This is a genomic window from Bacteroides sp. ET71 (assembly GCF_023336905.1).
Classification (GTDB): domain Bacteria; phylum Bacteroidota; class Bacteroidia; order Bacteroidales; family Bacteroidaceae; genus Bacteroides.
Window position 1 is genome coordinate 256336 of record NZ_JAMBLS010000001.1, and the last position, 26526, is coordinate 282861.

Below are 26526 nucleotides of genomic sequence, written 5' to 3' on the forward strand. Positions count from 1 at the left end.
AAACGTGGCAACACCGAAGAAGAGAAAGAAACGAAAGCCGTTTTGGAAGGACATCAAGTTCAAGTACCGCCTGACCATCACCAACGAGAACACGTTGGAAGAGGTGGCCAGCCTCTATGTGTCCAAGCTGAACGGCATTTCCATCCTGCTCTTCGTCCTGCTGGGGCTGTTTCTCGTGGCCGCATTGATTGTGTCCTTCACCCCCCTGCGCAACTACCTGCCCGGCTATATGAACAGCGAGGTGCGCGAGCAGGTGGTGAACAATGCCCTGCGCGCCGATTCGCTCCAGCAAGTGTTGGAACGCCAGAACCTCTACGTGATGAACATCCAGGACATCTTCCGCGGCGACGTCAAGACCGACACCGTGCAGAGCATGGACTCGCTCACCCTGCTGCGCGAAGACTCCCTGATGGAACGCACCCAGCGCGAGGCCGACTTCCGCAAGAAATACGAGGAAGCCGAGAAATACAACCTGACCAATATCACTGCCCGCACCGATGCCGACGGCCTCATCTTCTACCTGCCCACACGCGGCCTGGTGTCCGCTCCCTTCGATGCCGAGGGCAAACACTTCGGTACGGACATTGCCGCCAATCCCGGCGAGAGCGTCCTGGCCACGCTGGACGGCACGGTGCTGATGAGCAGCTATACAGCCGAGACGGGTTACGTCATCGTCGTGCAGCACCGCCAGGACTTCGTGTCCGTCTACAAGCATTGCGGCTCTCTGCTCAAAGCCGAGGGTGACGCGGTGAAGGGAGGCGAAGCCATTGCCCTGGTGGGAAACACCGGCACGCTGACCGCGGGACCCCATCTGCACTTCGAGTTGTGGCACCGGGGGCGGGCAGTCAACGCAGAACAATACATCGTATTCTAAAGAGATATTCTATATAATATAATAGGTATATATGAAGAAACAGATAGCCATACTCGGCTCCACCGGTTCCATCGGCACCCAGGCCCTGCAGGTCATCGAGGAGCACCCCGACCTGTACGAAGCCTATGTGCTGACCGCCAACAACCGCGTGGACGAGCTGATAGCCCAGGCGCGGAAATTCCAGCCCGAGGCCGTGGTGATAGCCAACAAATCGAAATACCCTCCACTGAAAGAGGCCTTGTCCGACCTGCCCACCAAGGTCTACGCGGGCGAAGAGGCCCTGTGCCAGATTGTACAGGAGAAGCCCGTGGACATTGTGCTGACGGCCATGGTGGGCTATGCCGGATTGAAGCCTACCATCAATGCCATCCGTGCCCGCAAGACCATCGCCCTGGCCAACAAGGAAACACTGGTGGTGGCCGGCGACCTCATCAACGACCTGGCGCGGGTGAACGGCACGCCCATTCTTCCGGTGGACTCCGAGCACTCGGCCGTTTTCCAATGCCTGGCGGGCGAGGTGGGCAATCCGATAGAAAAGGTCATCCTGACCGCTTCCGGCGGTCCCTTCCGCACCTATACCCACGAGCAACTGGCCACGGTGACCAAGGAGCAGGCCCTGCATCACCCCACTTGGAACATGGGCGCGAAAATCACCATCGACTCCGCCTCGATGATGAACAAGGGCTTCGAGGTGATAGAGGCCAAGTGGCTCTTCGGGGTGCGCCCGGAGCAGATAGAAGTGGTGGTGCATCCGCAATCGGTCATTCACTCGATGGTGCAGTTCGAAGACGGAGCCATCAAGGCACAACTGGGGATGCCGGACATGCGCCTGCCCATCCAGTACGCCTTCTCCTACCCCGACCGCGTCCGCTCGTCATTCCCCCGGCTTGACTTCGCCACATGTTCGGCCCTCACCTTCGAGCGCCCCGACACCACGCGCTTCCGCAACCTGGCCCTGGCCTACGAGGCACTGCACCGGGGAGGGAACCTGCCGTGCATCATCAATGCCGCCAACGAGATATGCGTCCACGCCTTCCTGACGGACCGCGTGTCTTTCCTAGGCATGAGCGACGTCATCGAGAAGACCCTGACGCGCGTGCCGTTCATTGCCAAGCCCACCTACGAGGACTATGTGCAGACGGACGCCGAAGCGCGCCGCGTGGCAGAAGAAATCCTTACAAACAGGGGCTGAGGGACACCCCTCTTTCCCGTTTGTCCCCGACGACACCCTCGTGGGGGACAAACGAGACCCTCGTCGGGGACAAACGATACCCTCGTCGGGGACAAACGGGAACCTCGTGGGGGATAAGTAAAATAGATATTGATTATCAGAGTATTATAAATAAGAGAGAAGAGAAACAAGTAAAAATAAGAAAAGTAATAATTAGAGACAAATGGAAACATTCTTAATCCGTGCCCTCCAGCTCATCCTGAGCCTTTCGCTCCTGGTGATTATTCACGAGATGGGGCACTTCCTCTTTGCCCGGCTGTTCAAGACGCGGGTAGAAAAGTTCTGCCTGTTCTTCGACCCTTGGTTCACGCTCTTCAAGTTCAAGCCCAAACGCAGTGAGACGGAATACGCCGTCGGCTGGCTGCCGCTGGGCGGATACGTCAAAATCAGCGGCATGATAGACGAATCCATGGACCTGGAGCAGATGAAACAACCGCCCCAACCTTGGGAATTCCGCTCGAAGCCCGCCTGGCAACGCCTGCTCATCATGGTGGGCGGCGTGCTGTTCAACTTCCTCCTGGCCCTGTTCATCTACTCGATGATACTTTTTGCCTGGGGTGACACGTACATCCCCGTGCAGAAAGCCCCGTTGGGCATGGACTTCAACGAGACGATGCACCAAGTGGGCTTCCAGGATGGAGACGTGCTCATCTCTGCCGACAGCAAGCCTTTCGAGCGCATGGGAGCCGACCTGCTGATGGGCATTGTGGACGCCCGCCAGGTCACCGTCCTGCGCGACGGCAAGGAGGCTTCGGTCTATATCCCCGACGGCCTGATGGACCGCCTGCTGGCCGACAGCGTACGCTTTGCCGACTTCCGCATCCCCTTCGTGCTGGACAGCCTTGCCGCAGGCAGCCCCGCCCAACTGGCCGGCCTGCTGCCCGGTGACAGCATCACGCACCTGGACGGGGAACGCATCGCCTACCTCGACTTCCGCGAACAGATGGCGCGGCGTCATGAGCAATACGCTCAGGCCCCGACAGACAGCACCGCCCAGGCCTTGCGCGACATCACGCTGACTTACATGCGCCAGGGTGTGGAAAACACCGTCGCCCTCCGCGTGGACACGGCCTTCACCATCGGCGTCTATGCGGTGGGACAGACCGACCGTCTGCTGCCCGTAGTGCAGAAAGACTACAGCTTCTTCGCCTCCTTCCCCGCCGGTGTCAAGTTGGGCGTGGAAACCCTGAAAGGCTACGTGGGCCAGATGAAGTACCTCTTCTCCAAGGAAGGAGCCAAGCAACTGGGCGGATTCGGCGCCATCGGCAGCATCTTCCCCGCTACGTGGGACTGGCACCAGTTCTGGTACATGACAGCCTTCCTCAGCATCATCCTGGCCTTTATGAACATCCTGCCCATCCCGGCACTGGACGGCGGGCATGTGCTCTTCCTCATCTACGAGATTGTGGCACGGCGCAAACCCAGCGACAAATTCATGGAGCGGGCTCAGATGGTAGGCATGTTCCTGCTCTTCGCCTTGCTTATCTGGGCGAACCTGAACGACGTGATACGCTTCCTGTTCTAAAGCTCCTGTCTTCTACAAAGTAATAAAGGAACTGGAATCGCAATACAAAATTGCTATCATTCTGTCACCCTGAGCGCAGTCAAATGGTCTCACATATTAAGGAGTGAGATGTTTCGACTCCGCTTAACATGACAGACTATAACCTTAATGAAATAGTCAAAAGAAGTTTTGAGCGAAGCTAATGATAGTGACTTTACATTACGATACACCGCCTTTCTTTACTATTTCATCACTTAAGCAGATGAACGGGCTGTCATAGGAGGTGCCGCATCCTGCGGTACATACACCATACAACATACTAAAAAACATTCAGAAAACGTGTGATGGCGTGCCGCAAGGATGCGGCACCTCCTAATACACGCTTTTGCCGGCGCTTATTTTCTTTTTTTAATTTTGAAGAAACCGATGCGGGCATATCCTACCACAACGCCCAACAGCGCGAAGGCTGCCATATATTTCATCTTCGAGGGCGAAGAGGGACGGATAGGCGTCGTGGCTGGTTCTATCACGGCAAAGACAGGACGCACACGAACGACTTGCGTTTCTGCGGCGTGTACCAGCAAGGTGGCACGGACGTACTCTTCCCTCGCAAAATTAGTCTTGACGCGCAGTTTGACCAATTCCTTTCGGGCATTAGTCAAAGAAAGATCGCGATTGCGGTCCTCGAAGGCGGCTTGCACTTCTTGTGCCCGGTAATAGCTCTTACGGGCTTCTTCTTGCAGTCTTTTTGCGCTGGCCAGTTCCTCACGCTCTTTGCGAGTGCGGTATTCGGTGATATAGGCCTGTATGCGACGGCTGAGGCTATCGAGCACAGTGGCGGCCACCAGCGGGTCTTGCATACGGCAAGTAAAAGTAGTGACTCTACGCTCCCTGTCCGGTATGATGGTTATCCTTTCCCGAAGGAGGTCGACGATGTCGGCGTCCTTGGCAGAGAGGACGGGGAGTCCTTCCGCGAAGGGTGAGGCGGGCGGGGTGACAAGGTCACTTACGACGCTGGCCGGATATTCCCACCACGGACGATGGAGATGATTCTCCAGGTAGTCGCGGAGAGTAAGTGTGCTGTCGGGCGGGCAGTCAGTGGTCTGCACGGGCAGGTCGAAGAGCGTAATGAGGAAAGACGTAGAGCTGAATATTTCAGGATAAAGACTGGGCTTCAGGGCATCGTAACGCTTTGCACGGCTCAAGCTATTGCTCAAATCAAGTCCCTCCAGACCCTCGTCGTCGGGAATAGCGATACTTTCGGCAGCGGTAGCGACGACTACTTCATATTCCTGAGGAATGCTGAGGGCGATGAACAGGCCCAGCAGCAAACCGATGCTCATAGCTTTCAGCAGCGGTTTCCGGTGTTGCCAGGCGACGAGCAGCCAGAGCAGCAGAGAGGTGTATGGAGACTTTTTCATATATGCAAGTACAGAGAATTTGAAATCATAGGAGGTGCCGCATCCTTGCGGCACATTTACCATGCGCTATAGGAGGTGCCGCATCCTTGCAGCGCCCTCACATTGCCTCTCCTACAACAACATGTTGCAAAGATTGCACCGCGCACTCGAGTGTGCCGCAAGGATGCGGCACCTCCTAACAGAAAAGAGGCCGCCCCGTGTACAGAGGCGGCCTCGATGCGTTACATTACAAGTCTTGAAACATTCTCAATGTCTAAGCTTTATTCGTAGGAGAAATTCCATTGACCCAAAGCACCATCTTTTTCGAAGTTTTTCAACATCAGTGATGTGATATCCTGAGCATCATTTCCAACAGTGCCGCTGAGAGAAACTCCGTATTGTGCTTTATACCAATTTTTGAAGGCATTGTAGAACTTTACGGAAACCCAAGTATCTAGTGCACCAGGCCTCTTTACATAACTCATCAAGCTTTCAAGGAATTTTTCTTCAGAGCTTGTATCAATATCATCGGCTTTAACACATTCTTCATATGCATCTATTACAGCGTGAGCTTCGGCTGACAATGAAGGTATGGGAACTTTCGGATTTCTTACGATGTCACCCTTAGTCTGGCCATCTTGTACATAAGTACCCGAGTACCAAATGTGTTCGTCAGGATCTACATTGATAACGGAAGTATCATAGTTCATATTGTTGATATCAACCGTCTCAACACTGGTAGTAACGTTCAACGTACCGTAGTTCGTGATGGTAGCATCTTCTGCGGGCAATACCAGGTCTTTGTCCTCGTTGCTGTAAGTGCCATATACTTCGTCAGACTCGATGGTCAGCACGCTGCCTTCTTCAACGGTGATGTTACCCAGAGGAATGACGTCGCGGATTTCATTTTTACCGCTTCTGGAGATGACGTTCTTCACATTGTCGTTGGCATCACCCTTCTTGTAAACCACTTTACCGTTCACCAATACGATGTCGATCAGATCCAACGGAAGCAGGTATTGAGCAGGGGTTGTCGCCGTTTCATATCTGTCACCCGGGTCTTCATCCTTGGCCTTTGCATTGAGGTCGAGTGTAACCTGTGCTTCTTCAGTACCAATGTACAGCGTATTGACGTATGCATATTCGTTTTGGTCAGCGAACTTCGTGTTATCCGTCTGAATCAGGGTGTTGATGTTGCCCATCGTTTCCTGTTCGCTGTCCTTCACTTCGAAGGCGATTTCACCTACAGTAGCATCACCGCTCGGATAAACGTATGCGCCAAACTCAACGAATACTGTACCGTCAGTGTTGTCCAAAGCCTTGCTGTCCTGCGTGCTGATAGAAGCCAATGCACCGGCATAGATAGTACCGTTGTTGGTGATGGTGGCATCAAGCTCAATCTTCTTACCTGCAGTGGCTGTGCCTGCTGCACCAACCTTCAATACTGCGTCAGCGGCAACAACGATGTTGTCAGCCTTGTCAGCAATGAGGTTTTCGGGCCATTCGGACGTGCCGTTGATAGTCAGGCTGTTGCTGTTAGTAACCAGTTCGATCTTCACACCATTCTTCGGAGTGGCAATGTTGCCGGTGAAGCTGAGGTTGCCGCCCAGCGTGAAGGTTACTTCTTGGCCGGCTTTGTACTTGCCGCCTTCGCCGGTCAGAGCATCAATCAGGTTAACCAAGTCGTTCCACTGGGCAACTTCGGTGATGTTGTCCGTTGCCGGAGTGAAGTTCTGGGGCGTCAGGACAGCGCTCATGCTCTTAGCAGAAACGAGAGCTTTCGGAGCACCGGTCTGCTGGTTTCTCAAGATCTTGGTCATAGACCATTCGGCGTTGTTACCGTACAGCTTCTTCAGGTTCTCGATAAGCGTTTGGCTGTCTGCCTGATCAGCGTCTACCTTGAACTCACCCAGCTTCCAAGTACCTTGATTACCTTTTACTACGAATACTACGTCCGGGCTGTAAGCAACACCATTAAACCAGCTCAAAGCCTGTTTGATGGGGAACGAGAACACGCGAATCTGATGCAGATTTTCGCCGCCAGCCAATGTGAAGTATTTGCTGTCGCCCATGCTGGTAGTCACAGATGTAGCCCAGTCTGAAACTATGAGGTAAGGACTGCTGTTGTCAGTCGTCAAAACGGCTGCTTTATCCATCGCTTCACGTGTAGCCTCTGTATCAATGTCTCCATACATGGTTCTCACTACATGAGGAATGAGGTGCGGATTGATCGTTGCTTTGGTAGCAATCACGCCGCCTTGCGCATTCGTGTTAACAGTCATGCTAGTGATGTACATGGCTTTCAGGTAGTCACTGGCCGTGATGTAAGCATTGGGTGCGGGCACTACGGCATATTGGTTCAAGGGGCTTACCAAACAGAAATCCCATGCCAAGGCACCATCTGCAGTTACACCTGCGCCACTCGCGATGAAGTCCTGTGCAGACAATTGGAATCTGTTGGTATAACGGTCGCTAGCGAAGGCGCCGGTCTGTGCCGGTTCGTTAGGCGTAACAACCATTTCCTCTTGGAAACCTTTGCGCGACCAAGGATAGTAGGCAAAGTACGGACCCTGGTAAATGTTGGCCATCGTCGTCCACGTGGCACCGTTGTCCTCTGTTTCGAAGCTGGGAATGTTGTAGATCTTCTTGTCTTGATTAGCATTAGAAGAACTCCAGTCCGACTGATTCTGCGTGTTGCCATATTTCCCTTCTTCGTTCAGGTTGTAGGCAGCCAAACCAATGATATCACCATTGGTAAAGTTTCCTGAAGCACCCATACGTGTGTCGGCCTCGCCGTCTTGCACGGTAATCGTCATGCCTTTCGATACCAGGTCGGCACCTACGGTCTCTCCGATTTCAGTGGCAACATTTTGGTTGCCTTCCATTGCGCTCTGGAAGTCGTCGTTCGTACAAGCTGTGAAGCAGGCTGCCAGTGCGCATGCGCTGAATAATACTCTTTTTTTCATTGTCTTAATTTCAGATTTAACTTAATAACGTTTTACTTTGTTCTAATCGGATTAATAATCTTCAGTAGGGAGTTCTGGGCTGAATGCGAAGCCTTTCTCAACCTCCACTTCTACAACCTCCACTACGGGAGCCACGTAATTCAAAACTTTCTCCATGTTGTTTTTAATTTTAATTGATTAATACTATGTTATTTATGCTATTTTTCCGTATTTTTGCCTTTGCTATTATTCCTTTCCTTTCCTTGGCTCCGTACGAAATACGGTGCAAATATGATTAATATTATTCGTTCCACCAAGAAAAAAATGCTTTTTTTTATCTTTTTTTCTATAATGACACTTCCGGAAAGCATGAGACAAGCCTCGGAAGGCGATAATTGGCTTCAAAAATGCCTTCCGGCTTAAAGCCTGTCTAAAATTCATTTTCTCTGTCATCCTGAGCGCAGTCGAAGGATCCCACTATACGTCTGAAAAGTATTAGAGAGATGTTTCGACTTCGCTGCGCTCCGCTCAACATGACAGATACTGCACAATGTATAAACTAGATTTCAGTATCTTCTTATATCTAGCCCAAAATCCTACCAAAGTCGTTTCTCCTCCCTACTTCCTCCCTACCTCGTCCCTGTTATAAGACAAGGACGAGGTAGGGACAAGGTACGAATTTGGTACGGACTTGTAGAGAGAGAAACACCTGCCCAAGCGCGTAGTGAGGTCACTCGATGCCCCCTCTTGCCTCCCCCGTTTGACGGGGGGAAGAACAACGCTCGGGATGACAGGAAAATGAATTTTAAATGACAGGCTCTAAGTATATGAAAAATGCCCCAAAGCCACATCGCACTGTCAAGTCTGTAAGAAAACCATTTTTTTAACGGCTTCCATATTTGTATTTTGGGGTATTCTACGTACCTTTGCGGCAGCAATTTCCTTTCCTACCTTTCTTTGTTCTACAGGAATGTAATGCGCCTGTACGAATCTCTTGGAGTCTGGTTCAACCGAAAAAGCGATTGGGCTGTGACAGGGTATTTATCGCCCTTTCTCTCTGAGTATATAAAAATATGTATAAGAATGTGCTTCGTTTGCTGACCAAAGGCCAACGCCGACAGGCTTATCGGGTGTTATTGGCCGTTGTGGTGCGCGCTTTGCTGGATTTTGCAGGAGTGGCGGCCTTATTCCCTGTGCTGCTGATGTTGCTGAAGCCCGGTAGCGGACGGTGGGAAATGTTGTTGTTGTGCGGCGGTGTACTGTTGTTCGTGGTGGCAAAGAATGTGTTGGTATGCTGCTTGGCACGTATACAGAGCCGCTTCCAGTTGGAGGTATACAAGGATGTCAGCTTGAGGATGTTTGGCAATTACTATCGCCGCGGTCTGTTGTTCCTGAAGGGAAAAGGCAGCACGCGCTTGTCTCACGAGGTCAATTATACGGGCTATGCTTTTTGTCAAGGTATTTTAGCTTCCTTATTCCGACTGTGCGGCGAGGGCGTATTGACAGCCTTGATGCTGGCAGCCTTGTTTATATGGGAGCCAACGGCAGGCATACTGCTTTGTGCAATCTTCGTATCCTTGTCAATAGGTTATGTCCGTTTGGTGCGGAAGCGGCTGCAGCAGTATGGCACCGAAGAGTTTGAAGCACGGCGCAGACAGGCGCGGACGGTGATGGAAACTTTTCGTGGATATGCCGAAATAGAGATAGCCCATTCGTTCGATAGCTCGCTGACAAATTTTGTGCAGGGGACGGAAATCATTGCTACGAACCGGCTGCGTACGGAGATTTGGCAATTGTTACCTTTGTTTCTGTCCGAGACGGCAATTGTGTTGGGCATGGCATTGTTGGTTGTGGCCGGAAGAGAAGATTTGGGACTATCGGGCGGTGTGTTCGCCATCGCGGCATTCCGCTTGGTGCCAGCCGTGCGAGCCATGCTGAATGCCTATGCGGTGATACAAAACTCATCGCAAACACTAGCTGTCTTGACTGATGGTTTAGACGAACGGGAAAGTGAAACGACAAAAGAATCGGTCAATTTTACTTTTGAAAAAGGCATCGAACTGAAAAATTTGGGCTATGCCTTTCCCGATGGACACCTACTGTTCAGCGGATTGAACTGGCACATCAATCGAGGAGAACGTGTGGGCATCCGGGGAGCAAGCGGATCGGGTAAATCGACATTATTCAACCTGCTGCTCGGTTTTCTGAAACCCACGGAAGGCGAGATTCGCATTGACGGACAGTTGCTGACACCGGATAACCGCATGGGCTGGCACCAGAGAGTGGGCTACGTTCCGCAAGAGATATTCGTCATGGACGGTACTTTGCTAGAGAACATCGCGTTGGGCCAGTCTGTACCAGATCGGCAAAAAGCTCAGAAAGTGTTGGAACAAGTACAACTGGGCGAATGGTTGGCCGAGCTACCGGAAGGATTGAACACTCTGTTGGGCGAGTCGGGCAGCAGGATGTCAGGCGGACAAAAGCAGCGTTTGGGCATCGCCCGCGCTTTGTATAAGGAAGCCGATGTCTTGTTCTTCGACGAGGCAACGTCGGCTCTCGACAACAGGACAGAACAAGAAATAAACCGAGCCTTACAGCAACTGTCGGCATCCTATCAGGAATTGACTATGATTATCATCGCACACCGGGAAAGTTCACTGGCCTTATGTGACCGGATTTTTGATTTAGAAAAACAAACAGAAATAGTATAACATCATAATGGAACAAGATTATCTAATAGCGGGACATCGCATCCGCATACAAGGCAAAGACCTTCTGGAAGCCTTGGCCCCCCTACCTGCATTTATCCCCTTCCGAACATCGGATGGCGGAACCCCCGTAGGCGAATTTATCGTAAGCAGCGAAGATGGCCCCACAATGACCAACAGGTTGTATTGTGTCGAAGTGTATGGGACATTTTGGCGTTTCGGACGCTATGCCGACGGTTATGCTTTTGAAATCGAATCACCTGCGGGAGAACTTTTGCGACTGTGGACCATAGACAATCGCATCTACCTGTCGGGGGTATTACAAGAACGTTTGCTGCATTTCGCCTGCTGGATGGGGTTTGGCTTGTTAGTAGCAGAAAGACAAACGATGTCAGTACATACCAGTGCCATTGTCTACCGGGACAATGCTGTGTTGTTTTTGGGCGAGAGCGGAACGGGCAAGAGCACACATACACGCCTATGGCGCGAAAACATAGAGGGTGCTTTCTTGCTGAACGACGACAGCCCATTTGTACGCATCGTCAATGGGAAGCCTTACGTATATGGCAGCCCTTGGAGCGGCAAGACACCCTGCTACCGCAATGAATGTTACCCCATAGCGGCTTGTGTACGCCTCTCACAAGCGCCTTACAACAAAATTGAGCGCTTGCCCATACTTCAGGCGTACGCAGCCTTACATCCTTCATGCCCTCCAGCTTTTGCCTACGATGAATCATTGTATGACGTGATTAGCCAGATACTCGACAATATGTTGTCACAGGTGCCCGTCTTTCACCTGAACTGCCTGCCGAATGCCGAGGCAGCCCGCTTGTCTTGCAAAACAATATTCGGCGTATGACAATGAAACGTTTGGTACTAAATAATGCCTTCCTGGGTGAAGCAGCCGAAGCTCTGCGCGCCGGACGTCAGGTAACAGTCCGCATTGACGGAGGAAGCATGTATCCTTTCATACGGGGAGGGCGTGACGTAGTCGTGTTACTGCCTTGCCCACAGAAGGAAGTCTTACAAGATGGATGCTGTTACTTCTTTTCCTGGAAAGGACAATATATGGTGCACCGTTTTGTGGGAACAGACGGTGCCCATTGCCTGTTTATGGGGGATGGCAACATCGTCCGGCAAGAACGGGTAGAACGTAGCGAAGTCGTAGGCATACTCCGCTACATCGTTCGTCCTGGTGGCCGGACCATAGATTGCCTCTCCCCCTCTTGGTTGCGGCGTGGAAGAGACTGGTACCGATGGCGTTTCTTACGACGTTGGCTGTTGCCGTTATGCCGGATACTAAAGATATGAAAATAAGAAGATAGAAATCCAAATAAAAAACTGACATGAACTATCAACAACAACTGCTTGCACTGCTTCGCGCGGGCTTGGGTAACGGGAAGCTTGACACCACTCTGTTTGACAGTTCTACTGACTGGACAACGATCTACCGCATGGCTCGCCAGCAAACCGTGGCCGGTGTTGTGTTCGACGGTCTAAAACATCTGCCGACAACCAGTATCCTACCCCGGAACTTGTATCTGGCATGGTGCAACGAAGTATTGAGACTGGAAACAAACAACCGGAAACTTGACTCGGAAATAGCCAATCTTTATATACTCTTTCGTATGCACGGACTGGAACCCTTGCTCATGAAAGGGCAAGCCGTGGCACAAAATTATCCCCAACCCCTGCACCGGCAATGTGGAGACATTGACCTCTACACCGGCCCGCAAGGTTTCCAGTGGGGCAACAAACTGCTTCGGAGAGAAGCCACCAGCGAAAAAGAAGAACGCTACAAGCATACATCCATGTGTTGGCACGACGTTTTGGTAGAAAACCACCGCGTCATGGCCAATCTGAGCACGCCGTGGAAGGATATGAAATTGCAGAAAGACATCAACAAACTGTCTGACCCGCTGACCCCGAAAACAGTTCTGAACATAGGAGAAACGGAAGTTACAGTACTGCCACCGTCCTTCAACACATCCTACCTGTTGATTCATGCCCTTACACACTTTTTGAATGAAGGCATCGGTCTGCGCCATCTCTGCGACTGGGCTTGCCACGTGGCCAAACACTGCTCTCCTGAAGAAAAAGAAGAAGCTGCACGCCTGTTGCGTCGCTATGGTCTACAACGTCCAGCCCGCATTTTCGGCGCATTGGCCGTACAACAGTTGGGCATCCCTTTTGAAAGTCTCCCCATTCCCTTCACCGCCAAAGATCAGAAAAACGCCCGCTTCCTGCTAGCTGAAATCTGGGAAGGAGGCAACTTCGGTCGCTATGACGAACGCACGGGGAAGCGACCGGCCGGCCGCTGGTGTGGCAAATGGTACACCTTCACCCGCGCACTTCGCCGCTGTTTACGCGTCTGGCGGCTGGCCCCCTCCGAAGCTGCTTGCTATCCCCTATCCTTGGCTTGGCACAGTGGGCTGGTACTGCTCCGACCACGACGCCGATGAACACAAACATCACCACAAGCTTCCGCAGCCTACCGCCTGACGTCGTGGTACCCTCATTCCGTTTGCCCTCTTCCCCGCTTCCCTATTACAAGAGCCGTGTTTCGTCCGCGCACGAAGCACGGCTCTTTCGTACCCAAAGTGCACTTCTTCCACACACCAAGCATAGCTCACTTTTACCTCCTCCACAAACTGTCTGACGTTATCCCACAGAACAGCTTTCTTTTAGAGTTTTTTCCTTTTCAAAGAAAAAAACAAAAAAAAGTGTATTTTCTCTTTGTCATCCGAATAAAATTAATCATATTTGCACCGTATTTCGTACGGAGCCAAGAAAGAAAGGAATAATAGCAAAGGCAAAAACACGGAAAAAATAGCATAAATAACATAGTATTAATCAATTAAAATTAAACAACAATGGAGAAAGTTTTGAATTATGTGGCTCCCGAAGTGGAGATTGTAGAAGTGGAGGTCGAAAAAGGCTTCGCAGTAAGCGACCTGGAAGAAGGCGATAACTGGGGATAGTAGCCATCCTGTTAATACTGAGATTTAACTAAATGTAAAACCAATTATTATCAAACAATGAAAAGAATCTTATTTTGCGCGGGTCTCTTAGCTTTCATGGCAAGCTGTACCCAAGATGAGTTTGAACAACAAACGATAAGCAACGAGGCACAAGCCCCGGGCATCTCGTTTGTCGGCGTAGAAGCCGAAGCACCCTCTACAAGAGGTGAAGTGTATTGGGATGAAAGCACACTGAAGTACAAATGGTATGCAGAACAAGACCAAGTTGACATTTATGCTGTCGGTGCAATCAAAGGTGGTACTCTGGGAACTGGTGTCAGCGGCACTAGGGTGGATGACTGGAGCAAATGGGTTCAAGCATCCCCTTCAACCGGTGAAGCAACTCCTGCCCAATACAAGGCTACGCGTTCTATGAACGAACCTTGGTTTACGGGCGTAAGCAACGATGATATTTTATACTTCGCGGCAGATAAAGATGCTGATGATCCTGCAGAGTTCTTGGCTGTTTATCCGGAAACTTCAGTGCTTGATTTCAGCCAAGAGAATCAAGGAAAACTTATCATCAAGAGTCTGCCTGACATAACAACTCAGAATCAAACCAGTGGCACTGAAGGTAATTCTATTGCAGAAAAAACCCTTATGCTGGCTTATGGTACTGGCTACCCCAACCCTGATGCTACTTATGAATCCGTTGGTGAAAGAGTGAATCTTTCTTTCAAACGCCCAATGGGTTACATCGCATGGAAGACCGCGAACCTGGATAGCGACCCCGTGCTGAGTGCTGTGAATGAAAATTTGAAAAGTATTTTCGGCAATTTGCAGACTATTAAAGTGGAAGCTAAAGGTTATGACCAGAATGGCAATGGAGATTATACAGACGAAGGCGATATCGCTCCTTCTATTCTGAACTATGGTAACGCACAGATGCGTATCAACATGCCTAATCCCGACAACAGCGAATTCGACTGGAAAGACGTAGATTTCTTGTCTTCTGATGGAACCAAAGTCGTTGCTTCTACCAATAGCAACACTCAGATTGATGGTGAGTGGAGCACAGACGTAACAGGTGCTGCAAACGAAGTTACATTAAGTCTTAACCAGGCATGGTCAGACAACAATTCTGCCTTCATGATCGTTAGCCCGGTTTTCCGCACTTTGAACGGTTATAGCAGAGAGAAAGACATCAATGAAGAACTGGTTGCTACTTACACTTTCGAAAACATCACCTTAAAGGCTGACAAGGAGTCAGGAATAGGTATTATATCGCCTTTCGGTGGGTTCTCTACTGCCGGCGACTGGAGCAACACAAAGGGGTACAACCGTTACACACTGGATATCGCCAAATATCCTTATCTGGTTACTAACAAGCCCAACGATCGCGCTCTGATTATCAATGATGCCACTTTTGCAGAAGATATCATGCGTGGAAGCAATGTAATATGGAACGGAGAAAGCATCAATCCTACAGAGTTTACTACCATCATCTCTAAAACTCCCATCTATGACGAGGCTAACAATGTTGACCAATACAGCTACCTGAAGCAGTTCACGAATCTGAAAAAGCTCGTCTTGATCAACGATACGAAGATCCCCGCCAACGCCTTCAATCGTAGCACGTTCAGCCAGTTGACAGAAATCAACTTCCCCGCTGTTACTGAAATTGATGCAACAGCCTTCACTGGCTTCGGCAAAGAGGGTAACAATGGTCTGACCAATGTTTATCTGAAGAGCTATCCGTTCTTGGACCGCGACATTGCCTTCTCCTTCTTGGATGACGACAAGCTGTTGAAACTCGACATGAGCAAAGCCACAGTGATGAACGTCGGCTTCCCGTCTCAGGGCTTCACACTGGAAGGCTACAGCAATCTGAATGAAGTAACTGTAGGCACTGTAGAAGTAGGTCCTAACTCCTTCGATGGATGTATTAACCTGGCCACTATCAAGGGTGATGGTAACTTCATACTGAATACAAACGGCTTCGCAGCCTTCCGTGGCACAGCGCTGACCACTATCAACTTGGTACAGACCGCAGCAATTCCGGCTTACGCATTCCAGAACTGCGATGATCTGGTATCTGTAACAAGCGATGGCACAACTCTGACCGCTGTTAACGAGTATGCATTCCAAGCCTGCAAAAAGTTGACTTCTTCAGCTACAAACAGCATCAAACTCGACAACGTACAAACCATCGGTGACTACGCTTTCTATGGCTGCGAAGAATGGACTGATGCAAAATTGGAGAACACCACGAGCATCGGCAAGTGCGCCTTCAAGGATTGCTCGAAACTGTTCGGTGCTTGGTATGAAAACAGAAAAGTGATTAAAGTAGGTGCAGAAACCGTAGGTTCTGGTGCATTCCACATGTGTACTGCTATTGAACACATCCAGTTCCTGAATGCAACAGAAGTAGAACGCGGTGTGCTGGGCGGTGCATCCAAGCTGATTCAAATTCAATTTGACCAGCCGTTCACCTGCAACGTTGATGCCGACGGATCTACTCTCCTTCCTGGTTCTCAGTGGTCCACGACATTCGGTAGCAATACGAAAAACGTCACCTTGTTCGTCAACCCGGCTCAAACAGGTCGCACGTCTACTCAGTTGACCATCGGCGATACTGACAATACGGTTATCACATTTAAGTCTATCTTGAATATAGAGAACTAAACAACGCAGAACGAGAGCCCAACAACTCTCGGCAAAAACGGGCAATCACACCGATTCCCAATACAACGAAAGGTGGGGACACGCTCCCCACCTTTTTTCTTGAATACTCTGCACAGGAGGTGAGGCATCCCTGCCTCACACTAACAAACCAACCATCGCAAGGATGCGATGACTCCTACATACCCAAGACATGACTGATAAAGTAACCCAAAGACATCGCCTCACCCGCCACCTGCACCTCGCCTGGCGTCACCGTCGCACCCTGCTCCGGGCCGCAAGCATCGGACTTATCTTCGGCCTCCTCGTCGCCCTCAGCATCCCCAAGGAATATGTCGTCCGTATCCTTCTCTCCCCCGAAAGCATCAGCGACGGCAGCAGTACATCCGGTAATTGGGCAGCAGACATTCTGGGCGGAGGAGAAGGAAAAGAGCGCGATGCTATTACTCCCGATTTCTACCCTTACATCGTCAGTTCTACCGGTTTCCTCGTTACTTTGTTCGATATTCCTTTGCAAACCATCGACTGTCCACCCGACAGTACCTTGACTCTCTATGAATATATGGATAAACACCAAAGCCGTCCTTGGTGGAGTTTCTTCCAAACCGCCTTCGGCAAGCTTCTCGCCTTGATTACTGGCTCTTTCCTCGACAAGCCCAGAGAGCAACAAACCAACTATGTCACCAACAGCAATACTGACACGACGTTTACCATCCTCACTCTCTCGGCCAAAGAAACAGGCATTGCCGCAGCCATCAATGGCCGCATCAACATTGAGCCTGATGTAAAGAGTCATACAGTAACCATCAACTGCCGTATGCAAGATCCGCTCGCCGCAGCCATCGTGGCCGACAGTCTCAGCCGCCGCATACAAGCTTACATCACCAACTACCGCACACAAAAAAGGGAAAAAGAATTAGCCATCGCACTCCGACAGCAGCAAAAAGCCAAGCAGAAGTATTACGAAGCGCAGGAGGCACAGGCTGACTTCGAGGACCGAAACCGTGACCTGGCCTACAGAAATGCGCAGAAAGAACAAATCAAACTACGCATACTGACCGAACAAGCCTACCAGGAATATGTCCGTACGAGTTTGCAAGCGCATGCCGCCCGCGTAAAGGTCATCAAGGTGCGTCCGGTCTTTGCCGTCATACAGCCAGCCACAGCACCTGTCCTCCCTTCTTCGCCATCAAAGTTAAAATACATGGCAGCCTTCGCCCTACTAGGCATTGCGACAGGATACATCCGCCTTTGGCTGCCTGGTTGGAAAAAATTCTCAAGCAATAACACCGCAACGCGTCAGTGATTCTATCCAGCGTCCGGCGTCGGTCTGAGCCTGCTCTTTCGAGATGCCGAAGCGACCAACCAAGACTTCGGCTGCGTCATCTGCTGTAAAATCTTTACCCTGCAAAGCTTCCCACAACAGCAGGGCTGTGGTATTCAACGAAATGACCTTCGTCATGTCCGAATGATCTTTACCTTGATTAACAACTAGATTCTCGCCGGCAATCTGCCGCACCTTATAATTCTCTTTTATACGCATACTGTTATCTTTTTAAATTAGTTAATAGTGGGACAAAGGTAAGCAATGGTAGTGAAAAGCGAAAACACCAGGAGCACTTTTTTCGGAGGAAGGCCTGTCTCTGGGAAGAACAATCACTCCTTCTCTTTCTTATTTCTTCAGCAGCCGGTAGCCGACAATCCCGCCCAAGATGGATGCGGCAAAGATGCCCAGCTTGGCCTGCAGCAGCAAGGTATCGTCCGTAAAGGCCAGCGTGGAAATGAACATGGACATGGTGAAGCCGATGGAAGCCAGAAAGCCCAGCCCCACGACACGGCGCATCGTCAGCCCCTCGGCCGGACGGGCCACGCCCAGGCGCGACAGCAACCACGTGGAAAACACAATGCCCAAGGGCTTGCCCAGAAACAGGCCCAGTGCCACACCCAACGCCACGTTCGTAGAAAAGACCACCGAACCGTCGAGCCCGGCAAAAGACACGCCCGCATTGGCCAAGGCAAAGATGGGCATCACCACAAACGACACAAAGGGATGCATGGCATGCTCCAGCCGTTGCGAGGGAGGCATGGCATCGCGCGTGTCGTTCCGCATTTGTGCCACCACCTCCAGTTGCTTGTGGTCCAGCGTAGAGACGCCGTTGGGTTCCATGCGCGAGAAGGCCCGCAGATGCCGCGCGGCCCGCTTCAGGTAAATCGCTTCGGGCAGACGTGCATCGGCCGGAATGACAAAGGCAGCCAGCACGGCGGCTATCGTGGCATGAATGCCGGACATCAGGAAGGCCACCCACACACCGCCGATGCCCAGCAGGCCATAGAACAGGACGTTCTTCACCCCCAGCTTGTTGGCTCCCCACATCACCAGCAGGAAGGCAACGCCAATGGCGATGTTGAGCAGGGAAATCTCCGAAGTATAGAACAGGGCGATAACCACCACGGCTCCGAGGTCGTCCACAATGGCCAGCGTGGTGAGGAATACCTTGGCCGCCAGCGGCACGCGGTCGCCCAGCAGGTAAATGATGGCCAGCGAGAAAGCGATGTCCGTAGCCATCGGGATGCCCCAGCCACCAGCCGCACCGGTGCCGGCATTCAGCAGGGTATAAATCAGGGCAGGCACCAACATGCCCGCCACGGCTGCCCCGATGGGCAGGATGGTATTGCGCGGGTCGGACAGTTCGCCGCCGATAAACTCACGCTTCAGCTCCAGACCTACCACGAAGAAGAACATCGACATCAGTCCGTCGTTAATCCAGTGGTGCAGGGAGTAATAGAGGTAAGGCTCGCCGTTGAAGAAGAAGCCCACTTTGTTTTCAAACAAATGAAAATATTCCTCACTCCAAGGAGAATTGGCCAACACCATGGCCACCACGATGCTGATGCCCAGCACCACGCCGGCCGACTTCTCGCGGTTGATGAATTGCTGCACGGGGAGTACGACTCCCCGGCTAAGTCTGCGCTTGTATTTTCCAGTCATGTCTTTCTGTTTATTCTAAGATGATTGATTGCAAGGATAAAGGAATCGCTGTCGGGGGCGTCGTCTGACGAAAAAAGGATGCCCACCCCCGTCTTTTGTACACGGGAGGAGACATCCTTGTTCCGTATCCGCCCCTGATATAGTCTTATACCAGATGGCCAATCCACTCGTCGCGTTCGCCCGGCAAGAGGTCGACGACGGGAATCTCTATCATCGTATAGCAACCGGGCTGCTGGCGCATGGCGGCGCGAGCCACACAGACAAGCACCTGTGCCGTGAGAGCCGGGTTGTTGATGCGCATGTTGAACTCAAAGAGTTGGTTTTGCGTCTTGCCCGATACGCCTTTGCGCGTCAGGTTGACACCGTGGCCCATGTCGAGCAGGGCGTCTACGCTGGGCACCTGCTGCACGTGCGTCTCGTCGTTCACGAAGTAGGGGTCGGCCTTGATGGCGGCAGCCACCTGATTGAAGTCATAACCGTCTTCCACTTCGATATAGACCATGCGGCGATGGATGCCGGTGCCTACGGGAATGGTCATGGACAGGGCGGCCTTGACGCCCGGCACGGCTTTGACGGCTACGGTGTGTCCCATGCTCATGCCCGGTCCGAAATTCGTATAGGTAATGCCCTTGGGGGCGATGGCTTCGAGCAGGGTACGTACCACGGAATCGCTTCCCGGGTCCCAACCGGCGGAGATGACGGAGACGGTGCCGTGCGCCCGTGCCACTTCGCCCAGTGTGCGGCGCAAGGCAGGCACTTCGGTGTGGATGTCGAAGCTGTCCACGGTGTGGATGCCCATCGCCAATATTTCTTTGGCGTATGCTTCTACCCGGCGGGTAGGAGTGCAGAGGATGGCCACATCTACGCTTTCCAACTCAGAAATATGCTTCACCACAGGATATTCACTCAATTCGGCAGGACGGTTTTCTGCTCCTGCACGGCGCACCACACCGGCAATCTCAAAGTCCGGTGCTGCCTGCAAAGCTTGGAGCACGTAGTGCCCAATATTACCATAGCCAACAATGGCTGCTCTTACTTTTTTCATACGTTTACAGGTTTTATATGTCACATGTCTTGTTTTCGGCCGCAAAAGTAAGCATTTCTTCGCAAACTACCGCCCAAAAGGCTCATTTAGTGCATCGCGTTTTTTCTTTTTTTAGATTATGCCGTCTCGGAAAGAATGTGTATCTTCGCGCAATAAACAGACGGCAAGCCCCTGGCGCACACGAAGCACCCCCCGTACGGACACGAAGTACGCCTCGTACGGACAAGAGCCAAGCTTCGGTCGAAGAGGGAGCAAATGCCTGTACCATAGCTTATTACAATACACTTAATATGATAGAATATATCCGGGGCGAAATAGCCGAACTGACTCCCGCCATGGCCGTCATCGACTGCAACGGCGTAGGTTATGCCGCCAATATCTCCCTCAACACCTATTCCGCCATCCAAGGCAAAAAAAGCTGTAAGCTCTACATCTGCGAAGCCATCCGCGAAGACGCCTACACCCTGTTCGGGTTTGCCGACCGGCAGGAACGCGAACTGTTCCTGCTGCTCATCTCCGTTTCGGGCATCGGCGGCAACACGGCCCGCATGATTCTCTCGGCCCTGTCGCCCACCGAGCTGGTGAACGTCATCGGCAACGAAAACGCCAACCTGCTGAAGACGGTGAAAGGCATCGGCCTGAAGACGGCACAGCGCATCATCGTAGACCTGAAGGACAAAATTCGGACGGGCGCCGTGGCCGCCGCCGGAACAGGCACGACGGGCACAGCGCCCAACGCCGAGGTGATGGACGAAGCCGTGGCCGCACTGACCATGCTGGGCTTCCAACAAGGCGCCTCGCAAAAGGTGGTCATGGGCATCCTCAAAGAAGACCCTTCGGCACCGGTGGAACAAGTCATCAAATTAGCCCTGAAAAGACTATGATAAGCAGCCTCAACCTTCAGCAATGGCTCCGGGCCAACGGACGCCGAAAGGTCATGGAGAGCGACAAGTGGTACATAGACTTCGCCTCGACACTGATGCCTGCTGTCACCGGTTCATCTTTATTCAAAGGACAGAAACCGGAAGCGCAAGAACAGGCAGTCTGGGCGCTGACCCTGTATTTCCAAGACTCCATCGGGCAAAACGGCGGATGGACAGACTTCACCCGGCACTACCGAACACTCTATCCGGGCCGCACACTCCCCTTCCTGCCCACCGGCGAAAACTATGCCGCCGATGAAATCAATCCGGAAGACGTTGCCCTGGTGCTTTGGACACAACTGGCCCGCCCCGCCCGGAAACAACCCGGCGACTACACCTTGTTCAATCCGGAAGACGAACGGCTGGCCGCCTTGGCCGGAGTGGCCTACGACCTGATGGACACATCGTTCGAACAAGCACCCGTAAACGACGAAGCCCCCTCCATCCCCTGGGTAAAAGGCACGGACAGCCTGCTGACGCCTGCCGCACCCCTGCCCGACTCAGCCATGCGGCCCGACATGAACCCCAACGCCCTGCGCTGCCTGGCACACACAGGCGGATATCCTCTGCTGTACTTTGCCGACTACGACGAGCTGCGCCGCTTCTTTGTCGACACACTTGGCTGGCCCGACCGCCCCGGCGCACTGCTGCCCGACCTGGCCCCTTGCCGCGAGTTCGTCATCTATGCCAACACCAAGGGCATACTGCTGGCACACGACGTGGCCGCCTGCTTCCGCGACCCGCACAACCCGATGTACGACCCACAGCGAGCCATCGAAGAAGGCCACACCTTGTTCTGCCAACCCGGCCGCTGCCCCTTCGACCTGCTGAAAGCAGGCATGGCCCTGGGGCTGCTGCCCGACGCCCGCTTCCCTTTCCACAACGGACGCGTCCTGCTGCATGACAACTGGGACTTCGTGGCACGCTACTACCTGGGCGAGTATTACGAAGGACGATAATCCAGACCACTCAAAACAAGGCGCATCAAAGCCCGACGAACACTACGTCCACCGGCTTCGATGCGCCTTTTCTTCTACGATACGAGATACGCCTACAAAGCAATGATTTCCTCGGGCGCCTCAGTAAGTTTCTCCACACCGTCTGCCGTCACCGCCCACGAGTTTTCGATGCCCACAGGCCCCACTCCAGGCAAAACAACCTTCGGCTCCAACGCAAAGACCATGCCCGGCTCCAACTCCTGACGGATGCGCGGAGCCAGCACAGGAGCCTCGTTAATCTCCAGCCCGATGCCATGCCCCACGAACTTAGCCTTCTGGCCGACACCCATGAAATAATCAGCAAATCCAGCCTTGCTCACCACTTCCACCGCCTTGTTGTAAAGTTCCTCGCAAGCCACACCCGGACGAGCCAACGCCGTGACCTCCGCCTGTGCCTCCAGACATGCCTGATGGGCATCATACGCCTTCTGAGGCAGAGAGCCGACGGAATAAACACGGCTCATGTCACCCATATAACCGTAGAAATTTCCGCCTAAATCCACCATAATGCTCTGTCCGGGCTGCAACAACGTGCCGTTCGCCCCGCCCGGCAACGACGGGTCAAGCCCCTCGCCCCCCAACGCAAAATCATACGGACTGGGCGCAGCCGCATTGTCACCCGACAGCACACTGCCCATAAAAATCTCCATACTACGCCCGAAGACACGAAAAATGCCCAGACAACCCTCCAAACGCATCAGACGCTCTATTTCGATAGAGAATTGCCGGTCCGTCATTCCCGAACGATAAACCGACGGAATCTGCGCATAAGCCCGTGCATGTGCCACACCCGAACGACGGAACAACTCCAGTTCCATCGCAGTCTTCACACTACGTGCCCGACGAATCAGTTCGGTGCCGCAAGGCAACACTTCACTATCAGGGAAACAAGCAGCCAAACGATTGTATTCACGGAAAGGCAACTCATCGCCCTCCAACATAAGTCTTTTAGGCATAGGCAATCCACGCTCCTTCAGCAAATCCGGCAACTGTTCAGGCTTGCGAATAGGAGTCACAAACTCTCCCGTAAGATTATTGGGTCGCTTGACAAACAATTGAGCCGGCGCTTGGAGAGGCAAATACAAATAACCACTGACTACACGGCCACAAGTATAAATCAGATTCACGTTGCAAGTAACGATGGCAGCATCTATCTCCTGCAAAGCCATCAGGGCGCGTATCTTATCACGCCTTAACTTCAATTCGGGTTGTAACATACACTATAATGATAAAATTGACACGCGCAAAGGTAGCAAATCTTCGCCCCCGCACAAAAAAAACCGTCCGCAACCTTCACAGGCACGGACGGTCTAAACCACAAATACAAATACAACTAAACAAAGCCAATCATCAGATGATGCCTTGCCCCATCATGGCATGTGCTACCTTCATGAAGCCGGCAATATTGGCACCCTTCACGTAATTGATATAGCCATCCGGCTCAGTGCCATACTTCACACACTGTTCATGAATGGCGTGCATGATGCCATGCAAACGCTCGTCTACTTCTGCAGCACTCCAACTGATGTGCATGGCATTCTGGCTCATCTCCAGGCCGCTGGTGGCCACGCCACCGGCATTGACAGCCTTGCCCGGCGCATACATCATCTTATGCTCTATGAAGAGGTCAATGGCTTCCGGTGTACAACCCATATTAGATATTTCACCCACACAAAGCACGTTGTTGTCGATTAAATGGCGCGCATCTTCCCCATCCAATTCATTCTGTGTAGCGCAAGGCAGTGCAATGTCTACTTTGACCTCCCAAGGCCGCTTGCCAGGAACGAACGTAGCTCCCGCGAACTGTTCAGCATACGGTGCAACTATGTCATTGCCCGAAGCACGCAGTTCCAGCATATAATCAATCTTTTCTCCGCTGATTCCATCAGGATCATAGATATAGCCATCCGGGCCGGAGATAGTGACAACTTTGGCTCCCAACTGCGTTGCCTTCGTAGCAGCACCCCATGCCACATTGCCAAAGCCTGAGATGGCCACGGTCTTGCCCTTAATGTCTATGCCTTTGGTCTGAAGCATCTGGTTAACGAAATACAAGCCTCCAAAGCCAGTGGCTTCTGGACGAATCAGTGAACCACCAAATTCCAGTCCCTTACCCGTGAATGTTCCTGTAAATTCACGAGTAAGCTTCTTGTACATACCGAACATGTATCCTACTTCGCGACCACCAACGCCAATGTCCCCCGCGGGCACATCCATGTCGGGTCCCAAATGACGCCACAGTTCCAGAATAAATGCCTGGCAGAAGCGCATAATCTCAGCATCACTCTTACCACGGGGCGAGAAGTCAGAACCGCCTTTACCGCCACCCATAGGCAGAGTGGTAAGTGCATTCTTGAACGTTTGTTCGAATCCCAGGAATTTCAGGATGGAGAGGTTAACTGAGGCATGAAAGCGAATACCTCCCTTGTACGGGCCAATAGCATTGTTGAATTGTACGCGGTAGCCCAGATTGGTCTGTACTTCTCCTTTGTCATCTACCCACGTCACACGGAAAGTAAAGATGCGGTCTGGTTCTACCAAGCGCTCGATGATTTTGGCTTTCTCAAATTCGGGGTGTTGGTTATAAACCTCTTCAATGGAAAGGAGGACTTCCTTCACTGCCTGAAGGTATTCTGATTCGCCGGGGTGTTTAGCTTCCAGGGAAGCCATAATTTTTTCGATGTTCATAATATTACGTTTTAAAGTTGCGCTTATGTGTAACTTGCGGATGCCACGCACAAAGTGTAAGCAGCCAACACTGCAAATATAAGAAAACTTTTCAACCAAACCACGCTTTATGGCAATATTTTGATTATTTAATAATAAAACGTCACTCCCAAGCCGAACTGGGCACAAAAAGAAGCAGCCGCCGGCTTTTTCCCTCTCTTAAAAAGAAGAAATTGCAGGCGGCTGCGTTTGATGTTTAACGGCAAATGATTTTCAAGCAGGCATTAATCCAACCTGACTAGCTCATATTTCTGGCTGCCCAAGCCCAAACGTTCGGCATACTCCAGGGTGTGCATGCCTTTACGCGAGTCGATGCGTTCTATCAGATGGATTTTGCCATGGTCTTCGGACGAACGAACCAGGTCTGTACAAGCCTTGTCCAAGGCAACCGGATCGAGGGAGGCCAAAATGCCGATGTCCCCCATTTTCGGGTCTTCGGGGGAAGAGTCGCAGTCGCAATCTACGGAAAGGTTGTTGGCTACACTTATATATAATATGTGTTCACCGCAATGATCGATGACTGCTTTGGCTGCCTCGGCCATTGTTTCCAGCCATTCTTCTTGGCTCGGGTTGCCCCAACTGTCGGTGCTGGTTCCGCCTGAATGTATCCAACGCTTGCCATTGGCCGATGCTATGCCTATGGAAATGTTTTTCAATGCTCCGCCAAATCCGGCCATCGCATGCCCCTTGAAGTGAGAAAGAACGACGGTAAAGTCATAACCGGGATAATGAGAGCCGACAATGTCATACGAGATGTGCTTGCCTCCCTTGACAGGCAGGCGCACTTCACCTTCGGCATCCATAATGTCTACGGGGGCAATGGCGGTAAAGCCGTGGTCTTCGGCAGCCTGCAAGTGTTTTTGCGTGTCCGAACGCCCACCCCCGTAAGCCGTGTTGCACTCTACGATGGTGCCATCTACCAGTTGTACCAAGTCTTTAATCAAAGCCGGTTGCAGGAAATTGTGTCCGCCGGGTTCGCCGGTAGATAGTTTCACGGCAACCTTGCCTGTGGCCTCACGACCCAGTGCTTTGTAAATCTTCACCAGATTCTCCGGCGTAATTTCTTTGAACATATATACCTTGGGCAGTGTGTTGCTGCCGGCATCTGCCCCTTTCTGTTGCGGTGCGCTTTGTGCACAGCCCGTTGTGCTTATCGCTGCCAGAGCCAGCAGCGAGCATACCCATGTACGAACGTAATTCTTCATGTCTACTGTCATTTAATAAGTTATCGGCCATAAAAGTAGTGCTTATGTATTGGAAAGAAGCTACATAAATCACTGATAATTATACCTGAATTACGGGAAAAGCTGTTTATGTCATTTTAGCAGAGAAAGCGCCATTTTGGCCGTCTGTTCCGCCACTGTTTACAGATTGTCAGCTTTATGTAAGCACAGATGGTTAAAAACAGGGTGTTTAAGTTTAAAAAGGTCTTCATAGGTTTAAAAACAGGGCGAACACGATGACACTTTGCCAAACGGCACAGGTTTTGCAAATACTAAGGCGAAGCACGAAGCCGAAAGGCGGAGGGCTTCAGAAAACA

At 51.8% G+C, this 26526-nt stretch carries 19 protein-coding genes; 11 read left to right on the top strand and 8 right to left on the bottom strand.

The annotated features are described in order from the left end of the window. Positions 1-4 precede the first annotated feature (4 nt). From M3090_RS01065 to rseP, 3 genes are all read left to right on the top strand, one after another. On the top strand, positions 5-874 hold the full coding sequence (locus M3090_RS01065; RefSeq protein WP_249053547.1) for a M23 family metallopeptidase: 870 nt from the start codon (positions 5-7) through the stop codon (positions 872-874). 31 nt (positions 875-905) lie between these two features. Beyond that, positions 906-2066 carry a 1-deoxy-D-xylulose-5-phosphate reductoisomerase gene (locus M3090_RS01070; RefSeq protein WP_249053548.1) on the top strand — a complete coding sequence of 387 codons (1161 nt, stop codon included), beginning with the start codon at positions 906-908 and terminating at the stop codon, positions 2064-2066. Positions 2067-2268: 202 nt separating this feature from the next. Further along, a complete protein-coding gene (rseP, locus tag M3090_RS01075) occupies positions 2269-3630 on the top strand; it encodes an RIP metalloprotease RseP (protein ID WP_249053549.1) in 1362 nt (453 codons plus the stop codon). 374 nt (positions 3631-4004) lie between these two features. On the opposite strand, the gene M3090_RS01080 is transcribed toward rseP, so the two are convergent. Then, positions 4005-5030, bottom strand: coding sequence for a hypothetical protein (locus M3090_RS01080; protein ID WP_249053550.1), 1026 nt, complete (start codon positions 5028-5030; stop codon positions 4005-4007). A gap of 260 nt (positions 5031-5290) precedes the next feature. After that, entirely contained in the window at positions 5291-7975 is a 2685-nt protein-coding gene (locus M3090_RS01085) for a hypothetical protein (protein ID WP_249053551.1), read from the bottom strand. A gap of 1052 nt (positions 7976-9027) precedes the next feature. Between M3090_RS01085 and M3090_RS01090 the strand changes: the two genes are divergently transcribed. The 6 genes from M3090_RS01090 to M3090_RS01115 all read left to right on the top strand — a co-directional run bounded on the left by M3090_RS01090 (position 9028) and on the right by M3090_RS01115 (position 17610). Next, positions 9028-10665: an ABC transporter ATP-binding protein gene (locus M3090_RS01090; protein ID WP_249053552.1), complete on the top strand. Its 1638-nt coding sequence runs from the start codon at positions 9028-9030 to the stop codon at positions 10663-10665. 7 nt (positions 10666-10672) lie between these two features. Further along, on the top strand, positions 10673-11521 hold the full coding sequence (locus M3090_RS01095; protein WP_249053553.1) for a hypothetical protein: 849 nt from the start codon (positions 10673-10675) through the stop codon (positions 11519-11521). Then, positions 11518-11973: a S24/S26 family peptidase gene (locus M3090_RS01100; RefSeq protein WP_249053554.1), complete on the top strand. Its 456-nt coding sequence runs from the start codon at positions 11518-11520 to the stop codon at positions 11971-11973. The genes M3090_RS01095 and M3090_RS01100 overlap by 4 nt, the downstream gene beginning before the upstream one ends. A 35-nt stretch (positions 11974-12008) precedes the next feature. Continuing rightward, a complete protein-coding gene (locus M3090_RS01105; protein ID WP_249053555.1) occupies positions 12009-13124 on the top strand; it encodes a nucleotidyltransferase family protein in 1116 nt (371 codons plus the stop codon). Positions 13125-13700: 576 nt separating this feature from the next. Then, a complete protein-coding gene (locus M3090_RS01110) occupies positions 13701-16307 on the top strand; it encodes a leucine-rich repeat domain-containing protein (RefSeq protein WP_249053556.1) in 2607 nt (868 codons plus the stop codon). A 190-nt stretch (positions 16308-16497) separates the two neighbouring features. Further along, entirely contained in the window at positions 16498-17610 is a 1113-nt protein-coding gene (locus M3090_RS01115) for a hypothetical protein (RefSeq protein WP_249053557.1), read from the top strand. Here the strand turns inward: M3090_RS01115 and M3090_RS01120 are convergent. The 3 genes from M3090_RS01120 to M3090_RS01130 form a co-directional block, all read right to left on the bottom strand. Continuing rightward, positions 17581-17847 carry a PqqD family protein gene (locus M3090_RS01120; protein ID WP_249053558.1) on the bottom strand — a complete coding sequence of 89 codons (267 nt, stop codon included), beginning with the start codon at positions 17845-17847 and terminating at the stop codon, positions 17581-17583. The two genes, M3090_RS01115 and M3090_RS01120, sit on opposite strands and share 30 nt — an antisense overlap. Before the next feature lie 129 nt (positions 17848-17976). Next, complete coding sequence (gene nhaA / locus M3090_RS01125; protein ID WP_249053559.1) at positions 17977-19293, bottom strand: Na+/H+ antiporter NhaA; 1317 nt, start codon at positions 19291-19293, stop codon at positions 17977-17979. 145 nt (positions 19294-19438) lie between these two features. Next, entirely contained in the window at positions 19439-20338 is a 900-nt protein-coding gene (locus tag M3090_RS01130; protein WP_249053560.1) for a diaminopimelate dehydrogenase, read from the bottom strand. Positions 20339-20628: 290 nt separating this feature from the next. Here M3090_RS01130 and ruvA point away from each other — a divergent pair, with 290 nt between their 5' ends. Beyond that, positions 20629-21222 (top strand): Holliday junction branch migration protein RuvA, encoded by a 594-nt coding sequence (gene ruvA, locus M3090_RS01135; protein ID WP_249053561.1) that lies wholly within the window; start codon positions 20629-20631, stop codon positions 21220-21222. Continuing rightward, a complete protein-coding gene (locus M3090_RS01140; RefSeq protein WP_249053562.1) occupies positions 21219-22220 on the top strand; it encodes a DUF3843 family protein in 1002 nt (333 codons plus the stop codon). The genes ruvA and M3090_RS01140 overlap by 4 nt, the downstream gene beginning before the upstream one ends. A gap of 92 nt (positions 22221-22312) precedes the next feature. Here the strand turns inward: M3090_RS01140 and M3090_RS01145 are convergent, their stop codons facing one another. The 3 genes from M3090_RS01145 to M3090_RS01155 form a co-directional block, all read right to left on the bottom strand. Further along, on the bottom strand, positions 22313-23476 hold the full coding sequence (locus M3090_RS01145) for a M24 family metallopeptidase (protein WP_249053563.1): 1164 nt from the start codon (positions 23474-23476) through the stop codon (positions 22313-22315). A 133-nt stretch (positions 23477-23609) separates the two neighbouring features. Continuing rightward, a complete protein-coding gene (gdhA, locus tag M3090_RS01150) occupies positions 23610-24947 on the bottom strand; it encodes an NADP-specific glutamate dehydrogenase (RefSeq protein ID WP_249053564.1) in 1338 nt (445 codons plus the stop codon). A 263-nt stretch (positions 24948-25210) separates the two neighbouring features. After that, entirely contained in the window at positions 25211-26191 is a 981-nt protein-coding gene (locus M3090_RS01155; RefSeq protein ID WP_249053565.1) for a DUF362 domain-containing protein, read from the bottom strand. Positions 26192-26526 lie beyond the last annotated feature (335 nt).